The 15,657-nt window shown below is 40.4% G+C and carries 15 protein-coding genes; 12 read left to right on the top strand and 3 right to left on the bottom strand.

What is annotated here, in order from left to right; all coding sequences use genetic code 11:
* Nucleotides 1-44: 44 nt before the first annotated feature.
* From ttdA to NQ488_14340, 4 genes are all read left to right on the top strand, one after another.
* Entirely contained in the window at nucleotides 45-956 is a 912-nt protein-coding gene (gene ttdA / locus NQ488_14355) for a L(+)-tartrate dehydratase subunit alpha (protein ID UWN95702.1), read from the top strand.
* Nucleotides 957-977: 21 nt separating this feature from the next.
* Nucleotides 978-1,607 (top strand): L(+)-tartrate dehydratase subunit beta, encoded by a 630-nt coding sequence (gene ttdB, locus NQ488_14350; protein ID UWN95701.1) that lies wholly within the window; start codon nucleotides 978-980, stop codon nucleotides 1,605-1,607.
* A gap of 145 nt (nucleotides 1,608-1,752) precedes the next feature.
* Nucleotides 1,753-2,070, top strand: coding sequence for a hypothetical protein (locus NQ488_14345; protein ID UWN95700.1), 318 nt, complete (start codon nucleotides 1,753-1,755; stop codon nucleotides 2,068-2,070).
* Nucleotides 2,071-2,425: 355 nt separating this feature from the next.
* Entirely contained in the window at nucleotides 2,426-2,665 is a 240-nt protein-coding gene (locus tag NQ488_14340) for a histidinol dehydrogenase (GenBank protein ID UWN95699.1), read from the top strand.
* A 195-nt stretch (nucleotides 2,666-2,860) separates the two neighbouring features.
* Here NQ488_14340 and NQ488_14335 read toward each other — a convergent pair whose 3' ends face one another.
* Both NQ488_14335 and NQ488_14330 read right to left on the bottom strand, forming a co-directional pair.
* Nucleotides 2,861-4,156, bottom strand: coding sequence for a site-specific integrase (locus tag NQ488_14335; GenBank protein ID UWN95698.1), 1,296 nt, complete (start codon nucleotides 4,154-4,156; stop codon nucleotides 2,861-2,863).
* Nucleotides 4,157-4,316: 160 nt separating this feature from the next.
* Nucleotides 4,317-4,934: a helix-turn-helix domain-containing protein gene (locus tag NQ488_14330; protein UWN95697.1), complete on the bottom strand. Its 618-nt coding sequence runs from the start codon at nucleotides 4,932-4,934 to the stop codon at nucleotides 4,317-4,319.
* 185 nt (nucleotides 4,935-5,119) lie between these two features.
* Between NQ488_14330 and NQ488_14325 the strand changes: the two genes are divergently transcribed.
* The 3 genes from NQ488_14325 (at nucleotide 5,120) to NQ488_14315 (ending at nucleotide 12,251) form a co-directional block, all read left to right on the top strand.
* On the top strand, nucleotides 5,120-5,350 hold the full coding sequence (locus NQ488_14325) for a helix-turn-helix domain-containing protein (GenBank protein UWN95696.1): 231 nt from the start codon (nucleotides 5,120-5,122) through the stop codon (nucleotides 5,348-5,350).
* 243 nt (nucleotides 5,351-5,593) lie between these two features.
* The gene (locus tag NQ488_14320) at nucleotides 5,594-7,312 is read left to right on the top strand and encodes a MobA/MobL family protein (GenBank protein UWN95695.1); all 1,719 of its coding nucleotides are present in this window, start codon (nucleotides 5,594-5,596) and stop codon (nucleotides 7,310-7,312) included.
* A gap of 430 nt (nucleotides 7,313-7,742) precedes the next feature.
* A complete protein-coding gene (locus NQ488_14315; protein UWN95694.1) occupies nucleotides 7,743-12,251 on the top strand; it encodes a bacterial Ig-like domain-containing protein in 4,509 nt (1,502 codons plus the stop codon).
* Nucleotides 12,252-12,362: 111 nt separating this feature from the next.
* Here the strand turns inward: NQ488_14315 and NQ488_14310 are convergent, their stop codons facing one another.
* A complete protein-coding gene (locus NQ488_14310) occupies nucleotides 12,363-12,590 on the bottom strand; it encodes a DUF6061 family protein (GenBank protein UWN95693.1) in 228 nt (75 codons plus the stop codon).
* A 308-nt stretch (nucleotides 12,591-12,898) separates the two neighbouring features.
* Here NQ488_14310 and NQ488_14305 point away from each other — a divergent pair, with 308 nt between their 5' ends.
* The 5 genes from NQ488_14305 to NQ488_14285 all read left to right on the top strand — a co-directional run bounded on the left by NQ488_14305 (nucleotide 12,899) and on the right by NQ488_14285 (nucleotide 15,646).
* Entirely contained in the window at nucleotides 12,899-13,123 is a 225-nt protein-coding gene (locus NQ488_14305) for a hypothetical protein (protein UWN95692.1), read from the top strand.
* A gap of 70 nt (nucleotides 13,124-13,193) precedes the next feature.
* On the top strand, nucleotides 13,194-13,622 hold the full coding sequence (locus NQ488_14300; protein ID UWN95691.1) for a hypothetical protein: 429 nt from the start codon (nucleotides 13,194-13,196) through the stop codon (nucleotides 13,620-13,622).
* A 124-nt stretch (nucleotides 13,623-13,746) separates the two neighbouring features.
* The gene (locus NQ488_14295; protein ID UWN95690.1) at nucleotides 13,747-14,466 is read left to right on the top strand and encodes a class I SAM-dependent methyltransferase; all 720 of its coding nucleotides are present in this window, start codon (nucleotides 13,747-13,749) and stop codon (nucleotides 14,464-14,466) included.
* A gap of 113 nt (nucleotides 14,467-14,579) precedes the next feature.
* Complete coding sequence (locus NQ488_14290) at nucleotides 14,580-15,320, top strand: hypothetical protein (protein ID UWN95689.1); 741 nt, start codon at nucleotides 14,580-14,582, stop codon at nucleotides 15,318-15,320.
* A complete protein-coding gene (locus NQ488_14285) occupies nucleotides 15,269-15,646 on the top strand; it encodes a TnpV protein (protein UWN95688.1) in 378 nt (125 codons plus the stop codon). The genes NQ488_14290 and NQ488_14285 overlap by 52 nt, the downstream gene beginning before the upstream one ends.
* The last annotated feature ends 11 nt before the right edge of the window (nucleotides 15,647-15,657 follow it).

Below are 15,657 nucleotides of genomic sequence, written 5' to 3'. Positions count from 1 at the left end.
AATTTCACTTTTAATAAATGATTAAAAATCTGGAGGAAAAAGATATGTCAAATGAAGCACAAGTAAAGAAACTGACTGATATTATGGCGCAGTTCGTAGGATTTACCGCAAAGAAACTGCCGGATGATGTAATTGCAAAATTGCAGGAGATGAGAGACAAAGAGGACACTCCTATGACAAAGGTCATCTATGACACCATGTTCCGCAATCAGGAGCTGGCATTGAAATTAAACCGCCCGTCCTGCCAGGACACCGGTGTATTACAGTTCTGGGTAAAATGTGGTACGAGATTCCCTTTCATTGATGACCTTGAAGCATTGCTGAAAGAAGCAGTCATTCAGGCTACGGTTCAGACACCGCTTCGTCACAACTCAGTAGAAACTTTTGATGAGTACAATACCGGTAAAAATGTAGGAAAAGGAACTCCTACCGTATGGTGGGACATCGTTCCGAACTCCGACCAGTGTGAAATCTATACTTACATGGCAGGTGGCGGATGCACGCTTCCGGGAAATGCTACCGTTTTAATGCCGGGTGAAGGCTATGAGGGAGTGACCAAGTTTGTATTAGACCGCATGACAACTTACGGATTGAATGCATGTCCTCCACTTTTAGTTGGTGTCGGCGTCGGTACTTCCGTGGAAACAGCAGCATTAAACTCGAAAAAGGCACTGATGCGCCCGGTAGGTTCTCACAACGATAATGCCAACGCTGCTAAAATGGAGAAATTGTTGGAAGATGGTATTAATTCCATTGGCCTTGGACCGCAGGGTATGGGTGGCAATTACTCTGTCATGGGAGTTAATATTGAGAATACCGCACGTCATCCATCTGCGATTGGTGTGGCAGTGAATGTAGGCTGTTGGAGCCACAGAAGAGGACATATTGTATTTGATAAGGACTTAAACTTTACGGTAGATACCCATACCGGTTTTGAATATAAGGAAGAGAACTAATTCAGAAGGGAGAGAATCATTATGGCAGTAGAAATAAAAGATGGTAAGAAAATTCTGGTAACACCTGTATCGGCAGAGGATTTAAAAGATATTCACATTGGAGATATTGTATACCTGACAGGAGATATCACAACCTGTCGTGATGTGGCACACCGCCGTGTCGTAGAAGAGGGAAGAGAGATTCCTGTGGATGTCAGAGATGCTGCAATCCTGCATGCCGGTCCGATTATCCGTCCTCTGGGAGATGAAAAATACGAGATGGTATCCGTAGGACCTACTACATCCATGAGAATGGAAAAGTTTGAATATGAATTCGTAGAGACCACAGGTGTCCGTGTCATCGTCGGAAAAGGCGGTATGAAGGAAAACACCGAGAGAGCCTGCAAGGACTTCGGTGCCATCCATTGTGTATTCCCTGCCGGAAATGCAGTTGTGGCAGCAGTGGAAGTTGAAGAAATCGTGGAGGCACAGTGGAAGGATTTAGGAATGCCGGAAACATTGTGGCACTGCCATGTAAAAGAATTTGGCCCTCTGATTGTATCCATTGACTCTTATGGAAGAAACTACTTTGAAGAGAAGAAAGTGGAATATAATAAAAAGAAGGATGAGCAGGTCGAAATCATCAGCAAACAGGTCGGATTCATCAAATAAAATCCAAACATAGTTTAAATATATGTAGAAATAAAAGACCTTCTGTGGAAAAGGCTGGATTCATCAAAGGATAAAACAGGCTTCTGCAGAAGGTCTTTTTAATACCATAAACAAGACCGATCATATACCCCAGTAGTAAGGTACAATGGAGAAAGAGAATGTAGAATTTATTATTAACAGACGAGATTATCTGTGTGATCAGTATGTTCGTGCTTGGTTTTTTCTGGTAATTTCAACCTGGATTCCACATAAACCCTTTTTTGAGTTTGCGTATCTGGAAGATTCCATCCATAAAAACCAAAAAACTAATTACCATAACAATAGGCAGCAGAAAAAAGAAAACAGTGTTATCATTACTGCATTGCTAAATGAGAATGGTAGTCGTAAATATAAATTCGTAGGAACGGAATGGTTGAACCCTCAGGGTGACAGTGTCACTCATTTGTCAGCGAGAGGTGCTTAACTTGGATGATTTTCAGTTTCCTTATTTTGATATGTATTTACAGGGAAGTCAGTAAAATCAAGTCTTTCCTTGACTTATCTTAACTTAACTAATCATAGGTTCTCTGTAAGGACCCGACCTTGTAAGCGCTAGTTGTGGGTTCGATTCCCGCTGGGAACATCGGTTTTTTGCAACAATGATTGTAAAAATTCATTGTTGCATTTTTTATTATATGGTGCTTGCGGGTACCAAAAAGACAAAACGGGCCTGACGAAGTATCGCTCAGATTAGATTAAAAATTCTAGTCTGGGCGTTTTTTTTCGTTCAGGGAAAAGGGGGGGGAAGTGCCATGTATATAATGTAGGGAGGTTTTAACATGACCAAAGACGAAGGAATCAGAATGATAAATGAAAAACTGGATTTTTATGTAATGGAGGCAAGTGATGAGGAGTTCGATACCGAAGCGGTACGCAAACTTGTGAAGCGATTAGATGAATTGTATCCCATACCATTGCCGTGGAAATCGGATGAGGAAGCATTGAAAGACTTCTGGGGTTATTGTGAAGAGAGACAGAGGGAAGAACGTATAATAGCAGAGATGAAAATTAAGGGTTGAGAAGTCAGTGCCTTTGGAAAAAGTATGTGGTAAAATATATATACGAGAAGTCTATAAATCGATATTTGTGGAGAGATTTCCTGAACTTTCCGTGTTTTTCAAGGCATGCAGAGCCTTGTATGATGAAATGATATGTATTTTCCCTTATTTTTGCCCTTGTGAGATAATCGTGAGGGAAATAAGGGAAATTTCTTTTTAGTCATTGCCTGCCACTTTGTCGAGAAGCCTTGCCGAATCTCGCTTAGCTTTTCTGGTGGAGTGAGCATAGACATTCATAGTGGTACTGACATCTGAGTGTCCTAACAGTTCCTGCACATCCTTTGGAGCAGCTCCGTTTGAAAGCAAGTTGCTTGTATAGGTGTGTCTTAACTGGTGAAAATGAAATCCTTCAAATCCCTCCAGCCTATTGGAAACTGACCGGCACACAAGACCAAGTGTGCTTGGTAATTCAAGGCAACCATCCGGTCTTAAGCAGACAAATGATATTTCCTTATATTCTTCAGGAACAGCCTGTGTTCCATCCAGATGATAATATTCATAATACACTCTGTTTTTGTCCTGTACTTCTTTGTAGTAATTGCGGTGATAGAGTTCACCATACTGCATCCGGTTTTTAAGCTGTTCTTTTCTTGCTTCTTTCAGTATGCCTGCTAGCGTATCTCCGAAATCAACAATTCTTACTTTTTTTCGTTTGGTAGGTCCAATGATGTTCTTGTGTCTAGCTCCATCATAACGGATACTTCTCTTGATAGTCAGGTATTGTTCCTCAAGATTAATATCCTGCCATGTAAGACCACAAACCTCACCGATGCGAAGCCCTGCGTAATATGCTATCTGAATTGGCAGTATTGCTGGGGGATTCTTTTCTTCAAGGTATTTTATTAACCTCTGGTAATCTTCGTGTGAAATTGGCTGAACACCTTCTTCAATGTCATCATCCGAAAATAAATCCACATCCTCCGCCTGTTTTTTCAGCTTGATATACTGCATTGGATTGAAAGTAATAAACTGCTTTGGAAATACTGCAAATCGGAAAGCCTGCTGTAATACAGCAGAAAATGAATGGATATAATCCTTGCTGTATCCCTTTTTGACAGTTCCATCCGGATATTCGCCACCAAATGTCAGTAAATCAAAGAATGACTGTAAATGTTCCGCAGTAACATTTTTTAACTTTCTGTCAGCAATAGGATGTTTCTTGATAACCCTTATTGCACCGAGATAGTTTTCAACAGTTCCATTGCTTAATGTCCCTGTCTTTAGTTCTTCCTCAGACCATAAATTAAGTAAATCACCTACAGTGAGATTATCTGTCTTAGCAACAAACTTTTTATTATCATAATCATCCATTGCCTGACGGAGCAGTTTTTCCGTTTCACTCTTGCTTTCTGTTCCAGCGTATTCTTTCTGAACCAGATTGCCGCTTTGATCTTCTACATAGAAGCGGTAGTACCATTTTTTTCCTTTTTTTCTTACAGATCCTTTTGCCATAATCGTGTTTCTCCTTTCGATATTCGACAATCGGAACTGATGAAATGCTTCTTGCGTGTAGGCATCTTATGGACAAGTCCATAAGCCAATTCGCCGCTCGTCAAATCTGTAAACAGCTTGACTCGCTTGTGCTCATTGTATCATAACTCCGGTTGTCGTTCTATACCGAATCGGAATTATCTTCTAAGAGATTGGATAGTCTCTGTGCCGCCACATCCGGATTCTTGGAATATGTTCTTATGATGTCAGCTATATCATTGAATGCGTTTACTGAGTGAGTAATCTCTCTCAGAAACATTATTTCGTTATATTCCTGATTGGATTCAAACCCCATCTTTGCTGCTACATCTGCATATTCTGTATTTCCCTTGAAATTATTGCAGGCATTGGTAAATGAATCAGCAAAGAGCTTGTATTCGTTTAATACTGCCAGCAACAGGTTCTTGGCAAAATCTCCTTCTGCGTTATCAAGGTTTGTTGGAAGGTTTTCGATAATACCTGTCATTGCGTCTTTTATAAGAAGTTCTTTCTTATCTGTTATATCTGTTTCGTAGCTGTCAGTTTCACCTTTGAGCCATTCCACAGATACATGAAGTGCTTCGGAAAGTCCTTCCAGTACCATCTTCTTGGTATTGTCGATTGTTCCGGCTTCATAACGCTGTATGGTGGAAGCGGTGACTCCCATCTTGTCTGCAACATAAGGTTGTGTAAGGTTTAATTCTGTTCTTCGGCTTTTAGCCCTCTCACCGATAATCCGGCGAAGTTCCTTATCCTTCATGTTGTCTGCCTCCTTTTTGATTATTCCTTTCGGTATGTTCATACTATATCATATAAAAATTAAAATTGCAATATGCAATACTATAATCATCTTTACAATTTCGTAACGCTTGACAATAAAATATAAATGCGATATACTGACAGAAAAAATAAATTGCATAATGCAATTTTAAAGGAGGCGGTTAAATGACGGAAAGAAAGATAGCTCTATCTATAGAAGATGCTGCCGACTATACAGGAATTGGAAGAAACACTCTGAGAAAACTTGTTGAGTGGGAAAAGCTTCCTGTTCTAAATGTCGGAAGAAAAGTTCTTATAAAAACGGATATGCTTGAAAAGTTCATGGAAGTAAACGAAGGTAGAGACTTGAGAGATAAGAGCAGCGTAAAACCGGTCACAAGAAAAGTGACAACTTAAGAGAGGCGGCTTCTAATGAAACCGCCTCTGATATATCAGACCGAAGCCATGATATACCTACACGCAAGAGGATTATAACATGTGCTTCTTCTGATATGCAACAACCAATTATTGGAATGGAAGGACAGGAAAATCACAAGATATCAAAGCCCTCGGCGTTTGAGAGCGAAATACACCCCTCGCACAAACCTGCGGTTTATGCTCAGCGTATTTCGCCCTTGCAGGGAGCAAAGCCACGCAGGCGTGACTTATACAAATGCTGTCGCATTTGGTTATGCCGGATACGGCAATAAGCCAACAACAATACCACTTATATTGTCTGTTCGTACTCCATTCCCACTAGCAGAGGAAGGAGAAGAAAGCACATTGACAACAAGACATTCATTTATACAGATGACCAAGCTGTCGAATGTCCGGGGAAGAATAACCTATATATCAAGCCATGCAAAGCAGGAACATCTGTATGCTGTCTATGAAACTACGGAAAGAAGTTACTGGACAGAACTTGCACGATGCAGCCAGCAGGAATTTAAGAAAAGCGGTGTTGAGGGAAATTGTATCGAGGCAAGAGAACTTATCATTGCCCTGCCTGAATCACTTTATGAACAGGGAATGCCCGATATGCTGCTAAAATCGTTTACGGATAAATTCAAAGAAAAGTATGGTGTGGAATGTGTTGCAGCACTTCACCACAATAAGCGTATGACAAATTTCCATATCCATCTTATCTTTTCCGAAAGGCAGTTATTAGCGGAGCCTGTTATAAAGATTGCCACAAGAAATATGTTCTATGATGAGCATGGTAATCATGTAAGGACTAAGAAAGAAATCCTTGATGAAGCTGGCAATATCCGCAAAAGATGTAAGGTTATAGGGAAAGGCGAGGTTTATGAGAAGAAGCTGTTTACCTCAAAGAATACGAGGTTCAAGCAGGAAGATTTTCTGGATGAGGTAAAACTATTCTATACCAGAATGATAAACCATTGGGTAACGGACGAAAAAGACAGATTAACAGTATTTGACCGCAATGGTCCATATCTTGCTACCAAGAAGATTGGTAGGAATAATCCAAAGGCAGAACAGATTGAGCAGGATAATAAGTTGCGGATGGACTGGAATCGGGAGGTTGACAGGGCAATCATAAGCAATGTTCCTATGGATGATATTTTACAGATAAAAAGGGAACATATCACAGAACCGATAAAAAGGTCGATTGAAATATATGGGAACAAACCTCAACGATTAGCATTGATACTTAATATGGCGATTACGGAACTGGTACTGCTGATATCGAAGGTGCTTGAAGCAGCCAGAGCTATTCGGAATAAGATACTGCATACAGATGTTACAAATGCCGAAAAAACAGATTTTACAAGCAATATAGTGGTAGATAACACAGATAATACTTCTGCTATTGAAGAATCTACAAAAGTTGAGAATAAAATAACAACGCAAGAAGAAACAATCAAGGAAGTTAATGTTACAAAACCAGACAAGCCTGTAATGACACCAGAGGCAGCCACATATCCAAAGCTTAAAAAAATAAAAGCAGAGCTTGATAATCAGAATAATCTTATCTTTCAGGCTGAACAGCAACGGGGTAATCTTGAGATTGAATTATCTGATTTGAAGGGATTGGCAAAGCTTACAAGAAAAGCTGAATTACAGAGAAAGATTGATGAAAAGACTGATTATATCAATCGATTGAAGATAGGACTTTCAAATATGGTTCGTAACTACGGATTTGAGAACATGAATGAATTTTATCTAAGCTACAAGGAATCTCAAAATGCATATGCAGAGTATCAGCAGGAAGTTGATGACTGGAAGAAATCCAATGACAATGCAGAAACACCAATGAATAAGACAGAAATGATGTCAGAGAAACTTGCCCGATTGCAGAAAGATGTTGGAAAGTTTAGACAAAACAATAGAAGAACATTTGACAAAGAGATGAGGTAATACTCCGCTTCTTTAGAAATGATGTCCAGCCAATATTACTATAATATCAGATTTAAATGATTGATAAATCCTGACATTTTTGCTATTCTAATTATTATAGAAATATTGCAACGGAGGTAGACAGGCATGGCGGTCAGAGAGATAATCTTAACAGCACAGCACAGCACAGCACAGCACAGCACAGCACAGCACAGCACAGCACAGCACAGCACTCTGACTGCGCCTTTTTTTCGACTGTTCATATTCATAAAAGGAAACGGATAAAAGCATCAATAAATATGTACATGGATAAGATGTATGTATTTAGTGGTGCTTTTTCTGTCTGATAAGGGGGGATCATTTGATTTGAATTTAAAGCATGGTCATACATGGAAATTAAGAAAACGTATCTATTTTAATACTATATTTACAAAAACAAAGGAGGATTCAGATGAGAAGATTAAAGCATAATTTTAAGAAAGGAATGGCGTTTGTTCTTACCTTTGCCATGATAGCAGGACTGGTTCCTGCTATGTCAGGCGGAGCAAATAAGGTGCAGGCAGCATCCGGTTCGGGAACGGAACCAAGTGTGTCAGCCTATGCCACAAAGACACAGTTGATGGATAATACATTTGCCCCGAATGCAGATGGAACTGCAGAAAATTATGGAATGATTGTATTTGGTAAAAAATCAGATGGAATAACAGCACAGGAATGGTATATCTTAGGAGAGGATAAGGGTGTATCAGGGGATAATACCATCATCTTTGCCACAAGCCCCATAGCAACAGGGCAGAAGTTTAATTCAAGCTATGACAATAAGTCTTTTGCTTCAAGTTTTGGTGTATATGAAAGTAATCCATCAGAAGTATATGCAAACCACTACGGAGCAAGTGACCTTCGAAAGGCATTGCAGGGTATGGCTGCGGATATAAACTATTTCACCAAAGCCGAGCAGCGCTTGATGAATGATACCGCAGTGAAAACGATGGACACGAAGAACAGTAATGTGACCTATACCACCAAAGACAAGCTGTATGCATTACAGGGAGATTTTAATGATAATAAACTGCAGGCAGGAACCAGTGACAGTACAGTACTTGCCAGGTATAGTTACTGGAACAGCTATTCTTCGAGCTACGATTTTTGGTTCTGGTCGCGCTCGCCTTACGCTGATGATGTTAGCATTGCGTTGATAGGTATTCCGGGTCTGATTGTCGGCAACCGCTATGTTGACTACGATTTAGCTGTTCAGCCCGCTTCCAATCTGAATCTGTCATCTGTTCTCTTCGCATCTGCTGCGACAGCAGCATCATCTGATCAAGCAAAGTTAGGAACAATCGCATTGGGTAAGGCGATGACTTTAAGACTTGACGGAACAGGTAAGAATATTGGTACAGTAACCTATAGTGCCACAACAGGTGATATTAAGGTGGTGAGGGGTGATACATCACAACCCGTGTCACTTGTCGTACAGGGCAATGATGGAACAAACGATTGGTATTACAGTAAACAGATTACAGGAACAGAGACGATAAATGTATCTGCTATTGAGGCAGAATCAAATACACCGGCATCAATCAATTTATCAGCCTGCAAAATCTGGCTGGAAATAACCGAGGATAATGTTTCATATGCAGTAAACGCAGAAAAAGAGATTGAAAAAATCAATACCACCTATGTAACCAAAGAACAGTTGATGAATTCATTTAAACCATACAGTAATGGAACTGCAGTAAATTACGGCAAGCTGGTATTTGGTAAGAAATCAGATGGAACAACAGCACAGGAATGGTACATCTTAGGAAAGGATGAGGGTGTATCAGGGGATAATACCATCATCGTTGCCGCAAGCCCGATTGCAAGAGGGCAGAAGTTTAATTCAGACATAAGCAATAAGAATGATGAAAATCTATGGTCAGATTGTGTTTATAGTGAAGCGACTATAACAGAAGTATACGCAAATCACTACGGAGCAAGTGAACTTCGTGATACACTGCAGGGTATGGCTACGAATACATCCTACTTCACCTCAGCCGAGCAGGGCTTGATGAATGCCACCACAGTGACAACGAAGGATACGAAGAATAGTAGTGTAACCTATACCACCACAGACAAACTGTATGCGTTACAGGGAGATTATGATAATGACCAATACTTGTGGGCAGGAACCGATGACAGTACAGTACTTGCCATGAGTAGTTACTTGAGGAACGGAGAGTGGTTCTGGCTGCGCTCGCCTTACGGTCGTAGTGGTGACACTGCGTTGTGCGCGGATCGGGGCTATTATGTCATCCTCGGCCGTGTCGACATCGACTCCGGGAGCCCTGTTCAGCCCGCTTCCAATCTGGATCTGTCATCTGTTCTCTTCGCATCTGCTGCGACAGCAGCATCATCTGGTACAGAATCGGGAACGATTGCAGAACGTACGGCGATGACTTTAAGACTTGATGGAAAAGATAAGAATATTGGTACAGTAACCTATAACACCACAACAGGTGATATTAAGGCGGTGAAGGGTGGTGCTACCTCACAAACCGTGGCACTTGTTGTGCAAGGCAAAGATGAAACAAATGATTGGTATTACAGTAAGAAGATTACAGGAACAGATGTTGTGAACGTATCTGCTATTGAGGCAGAATCATATACACCGGCATCAATCGATTTATCAACCTGCAAAATTTGGCTGGAAATAACCGAGGATAATGTGGCTTATGCGGTCAATGCAACTGAGACAAATATTAAAATAATTCATTCAATAGCAATTACAGATATTGATACTCCGATGCCTGATACTGCATTGGATACCGAAGCATCATGTACAACAGAAGGTGTAAAAAGCACCACACCACAGATTACATGGACACCAAGTGATACCACAGCGGGATATAATATGAGATACACGGCAAGCATTACACTTACAGCAGATACAGGCTATGAATTTGCAGATAATGTGACAGCTACCGTATCAGGCAATACCGCAACGAGTGTTACAAAGAATGCTGCAGATGATACATTGACAGTAACCAAAGAATTTACAACAGACAAGAGAAAGATAGAAAGTGTAGCTGCGCCGACAGTACCGGAAAATAATACATTTACAGCTTACTATGGCTATGATGGATATGATACAACGCCTATAAGCGGAACGAACACGGAGCTTGGAAAGACGGCAACAGTAACATTTGAAGGAACAACGTCACCAACTACAGAAGATATGGCTGTGACATGGACCATTGAGAGTGACGGAGGAGTTTATGACAAAACGCCGGAAGCAGAGAACATCTTTAGGTGGACAATCCCTGAATCTGCATTGACGAATTATAACGCTGCTAACTGTCAGGGCTATGATACAAGTACAGGCAATATCACAGGCACGATTACGGTTAAGAATAAAGCCGCAACCCCTGTCGCCATCACCGGAACAGACAGCAGTATAACATATACAGGTGAAACCGTTGATGTATCACAGTATTTTAGCATCGACAATAATGCAGGAGCTGCAATGTATACACTTGTTACTGGAACGAATGGCGGAACCGGAAAAGGCACGCTTTCGGGTACAACACTTACCGTAACCCAGACAGGAACCTTTAAGATTAAGGTAAGTACTGTAGCAAACGGAATCTTTGCGGCAGGAGAGAAAACAGTTACTCTTACGGTAGATAACGGAACCATCCTGTATACGGCAACGGATTACAGCACAACCTATGACGGACAGCCACACAGCATCAGCGTGAGCGTGACCAATCCTGAAGGAGCAGCCGTAACCTACAGCACCGATGGCATAACCTACGGCAGTGATAATCCTTCTTTTAGCAATGAAGGTACGTATACCGTATACTATCGGATTACGAAGGATAACTATACTACCGTTGAGGGTTCAAAGACAGTAACCATAAATAAAAAGCCTGTTACCATAACAGCACAGGAACAGGATATTGTCTGGGGTAAAGATATTAACCAAAGTCTGTATACCGTATCAGAGGATGGACTCATTACAGGTGACAGCATTAAAGAAATAACCCTTACACCAAGCACAACAGATCGTACAGAGAATGGAACAATCTCCGTAAGTGGTGTGAAGATTGAAAATGCTGCAGGTGTGGATGTGACAGCCAACTATGATATCACAATGGCTAATGGTAATTTGAAGATTACCCACAATACAGCCCTTGCTCCTGAGCGGATTGAAGCATCAAAGACAAAGACCACGTATACAGCAGGCGATACCCTGAATGTGGATGACCTTGCAGTCACTGTGTACTATGCAGACGGATACAGTGAACCTGTGCAGGATTATACAACCAATGTATTCGCAATAGATATGTCAGCGGATGGAGATAAGATACTGACAGTATCATATACTAAGAATGGCGTAACAAAGACAAAGGATATTACAATAAAGGTAAATGCAGCTCTGGCATCTTATAAAATTATATCTGGTGCAGACAGTGAGTGGAAGCAGAATACAGACAGAACCATCACTATCGGAGGAAATGGAGAATTTTCTAAATTTGAAAGCGTAAAAGTTGATGGAAGCATAATTGATGCAAAGAACTACATCGCAAAAGAAGGTTCAACGATTATTATCTTAAAGGCAGATTACCTGAAAACACTTTCTGTCGGAACACATTCATTTGAAATCGTATGGGCAGATGGCTCAGCAGTTACAAGCTTTAAGGTAAGCAAGAATACATCAGATAATGAAGGTAGTAAAGACAACAACGGTAATAAGGACAACAGCAATGATAATCCAAATAGTAATCCGGCAGCTGTACCTGATGACAAGAAAACTAATGACAGTAACAGTGGAAATAATACAGACGACAGCCAGCAGATAACAGCACCTCAGACTGGCGATAACAGCCATCTAATGCTCTGGGTGACATTATTGGCTGCTTCACTTGCAGGTCTGCTTGCATTGTTAAGTGTACGCATGAAAAAAGATGATGAATAATATGCAGCGTTAAGACTTACGGCATATATATTCAGTAAAGGGGATAGTTAGCACGAAAGAAATGCTGGCTATCCCCTCTGTATATATGGTGGTATATGCAGAGTGTTATTCTTATGCGTCTTCTGCATCTACCCACATCTGCATAGTTCCATCAAGATATAGCTTAACATACTCTAGTGGCTCATCAATCGCAAGAGCATTTAACGAACATTGTGAGCAGGGAGTAGTTTTTAGTCCATCCTCTGCCTTATTACAGTCAATGCGTAACATATATCCGGCAGATGTGTAGATATCAATGCTGTTGTGATACATATTGTATTCTGCGTAAATGGTATTCATGTTGTGTCTCCTTAAAATCAAAAAATATTGAAGCATTTCAATCAGTTCACCATGTCAGTTTTATTTTGTGTTATACTGTTTTATAAGATTTTCTTTCCCTTACTTTTTCCCTTATCAGAGTTCGTAAAAACCTGTGGGAAGATATAACACAAGGGAAAGTCTAAGGGAAAGTTCACCTACCACAAACTTAGTGTTTTCAATGGCTCGTGAGAAATTTAGTAACAAAATATAACAGTTATTAAATTCCTTAGAATAGGTGAAATCTCAATCGTGATTTGTTTGGATTATAGACTTGGGAGGTATGTATTATGGAAAATGCACCTACAATTATATTGTTTTGGTGGTTCTTTATAGGTTTATTTGTATTTATGCTCGTATTGCTCGTTGCAGCAATTGTCCTTATGAAAAAAGGAAAAGAACTGGAGAATAAAAAGCTGAAGTTTCTAGGAAAAATATGTTTAGTCCTGTGCATAGTGTGTTCTGTTCCTATAGTCTTAGTGATTGGATATGTTCTGTATCTTCGCTTTGGATAGTTGTATCAATGTATAGACAAATCCCAGCTTGTCGAGCTGGAAAATTTGAATTCGTAGGAGGTATCGAAAAATGAATAGGAAAACTATATTCTGTTTTCTGACAGCTTTGATAATGATTTTTGTTCTTGCCGGCTGTGGTGGAAAGAATAGTGGTGGGAATATTGACAATGTTCAAATTCCTGATTGGAAACCATCGGAAATATATTCAGACAGTGATATTGAGGCGGCTTTCCAAACAGTAAAAGACTATTTCGGCAACGAATTTGACGGCTGCACACTGACAAAACTGACCTATCCCGGAGATACATACGCCGATGAATTTTATGAATGGGCTGAACAATATGACGCGGATGAAGCAATCGTAATATTATCATCTTTCGATGTAGACTCATCAGGCGGGGATGGTTCGCTTAATCCGGATTCAACATATGATGATTGGAAATGGATTCTAATTAGGAATGACAGTGGAAATTGGGAACATGTTGACCACGGGTATTAAAGCGACAGATTCAAGTTTGTCTGATTCACGCACAATTTAATAACAAATTTACATAGCACTTTAAGTTAATGGCACAATAAACTGGAAAGAAATACATAGATTTATCGCAATTTGGAGGTGTAATATGGCAGACAAAATACAAAACGCTTATGAAACATCAAAAAATATATATGACGATGTACTTACACAGAGAAACCTTTTTAGCAGGCTGTATATTAAGCTGTTCTGGAGTGGTACGGATGACAACGATATAGCCCGGAAAATCTTATCGTATATTCCTGACGATTTTTCAGGAAGTCTTCTTGATGTTCCAGTTGGGACGGCTGTATTTACACAATGCAAGTGGACATCCCTGAAAAATGCGAATATTACATGTCTTGATTATAGTATGGATATACTTGAACAAGCCGAGAGAAGATTTAATGGCTATGCACATATTAAGTGTATTCAGGGTGATGTGGGAAACTTGCAAATGGATGATGAGTCATTTGATATTGTGCTGTCTATGAATGGATTCCATGCCTTTCCCGATAAGAAAAAAGCATTTCAGGAAACATGGCGTGTTTTGAAATCAGGCGGTACTTTTATTGCCTGTTTCTATGTTAAAGGTAAATCAAAAATAACGGATTGGCTTGTGAAAAATGTTCTCGCAAAAAAGGGGATGGTTTTCTCCACCGTTCCAGACGGAGGAGGAACTGAGGGCCATCCTTCAAACACTATACTTCCAGTTTCAATTTCTGATAACTTGCTCTTGTGTTTTCATCCCTCTATATATCTAAACGCAGGGAGGAAAAATACAGCGGGAAAAAGAAAAACATGGAAAAGAAACCGTGCGATATTATAGTCTTGCAGTGCGCACGGTTTTTTAGTAATATGTAGTTAGACAAAACTAACACATATGCGATATACAGAACAATCTAAAAGAGGACTGTGAGAAAAGCCTAAAGGAGGCCAGCTATGAAATTTTATGAAAGTGGAGACAGTAGTAAACCGGTAATATTTTTATTTCCCGGTACCTGTTGCCTGTATAGCAGCTTTGAACATGTACTGGATGGATTACATTCTTATTTTTACACGATAACAGTTTCTTATGATGGATTTGATCCAAATGAGAAAACAGAATTTTATTCAATGGAAGATGAATGCGAAAAGATTGAGCAGGAAATCAAGAAAAAGTATTGTGGAAGAATTAAGGCAGCGTATGGATGTTCTCTTGGTGGAAGTTTAGTCTCTCTTTTGATTCAGCGAAAAAGAATTCATATAGAACATGGCATCATTGGGAGCAGCGATATGGATGAAACAGGTAAACTTGTAGCAAAAATTCAGGCATCCATGGTAGTGCCTTTCATGTATAAAATGGCACATACAGGTGCTCTTCCGAAATATATGCAGAAAAAACTGAGCAAGGCAGACGGGGCTAAAAAAGAATTATATAATGGATTTTTGAATATGTTTGGAATCGGTAAAGGAGGAAGTCCGTGGATTACAAAACAGAGTATTTATAATCAGTTCTATTCGGATCTGGTTACAAAAGTCCAGCATGGATATGCCATACTTGTTCGTGAAGAGTTCAGTTGCCTTGAATTTTACATGAACAGGGACACGATCAACTGGATTCTGAAAAAACTGAATACAGGAGGTCGAACATGGAGCATTTACCAAAGAAAATCCATCACAATGGTATCAGCTATACGCTGATGGGAGATTACTACATCCCCGACCTGAGACTGCCGGGGGAAAGCCGCCCTATCGGGCGATGGGGTCGGATGCACAAGGCGTTCCTGCAAGAACACCGGCCCGGCCAGTACAATGAACTGCTTTTGTCGGGAAAACTCTGGACGTATCTTGCCGATCTGAACGGGCAGGCCAATGACCGGCTGGTGTGTATCATCTCGCAGATGCAGGCAGCGGAAGGTGTTACTGAGGAACTGAAAGCCCGTAACTGGCTCTGCTGGGTACAATCTATGAACAGCATCCGCAGCCGGGCAGAAGAAATCATTTGCTCTGAGATGATTTTCGTCTGAAGGAGGTGGGG

This window comes from [Bacteroides] pectinophilus (assembly GCA_025146925.1).
GTDB lineage: Bacteria > Bacillota > Clostridia > Lachnospirales > Lachnospiraceae > Bacteroides_F > Bacteroides_F pectinophilus.
The sequence above is the reverse complement of the archived record's forward strand: the minus strand, read 5'-3'. Positions and strand labels throughout refer to the sequence as shown.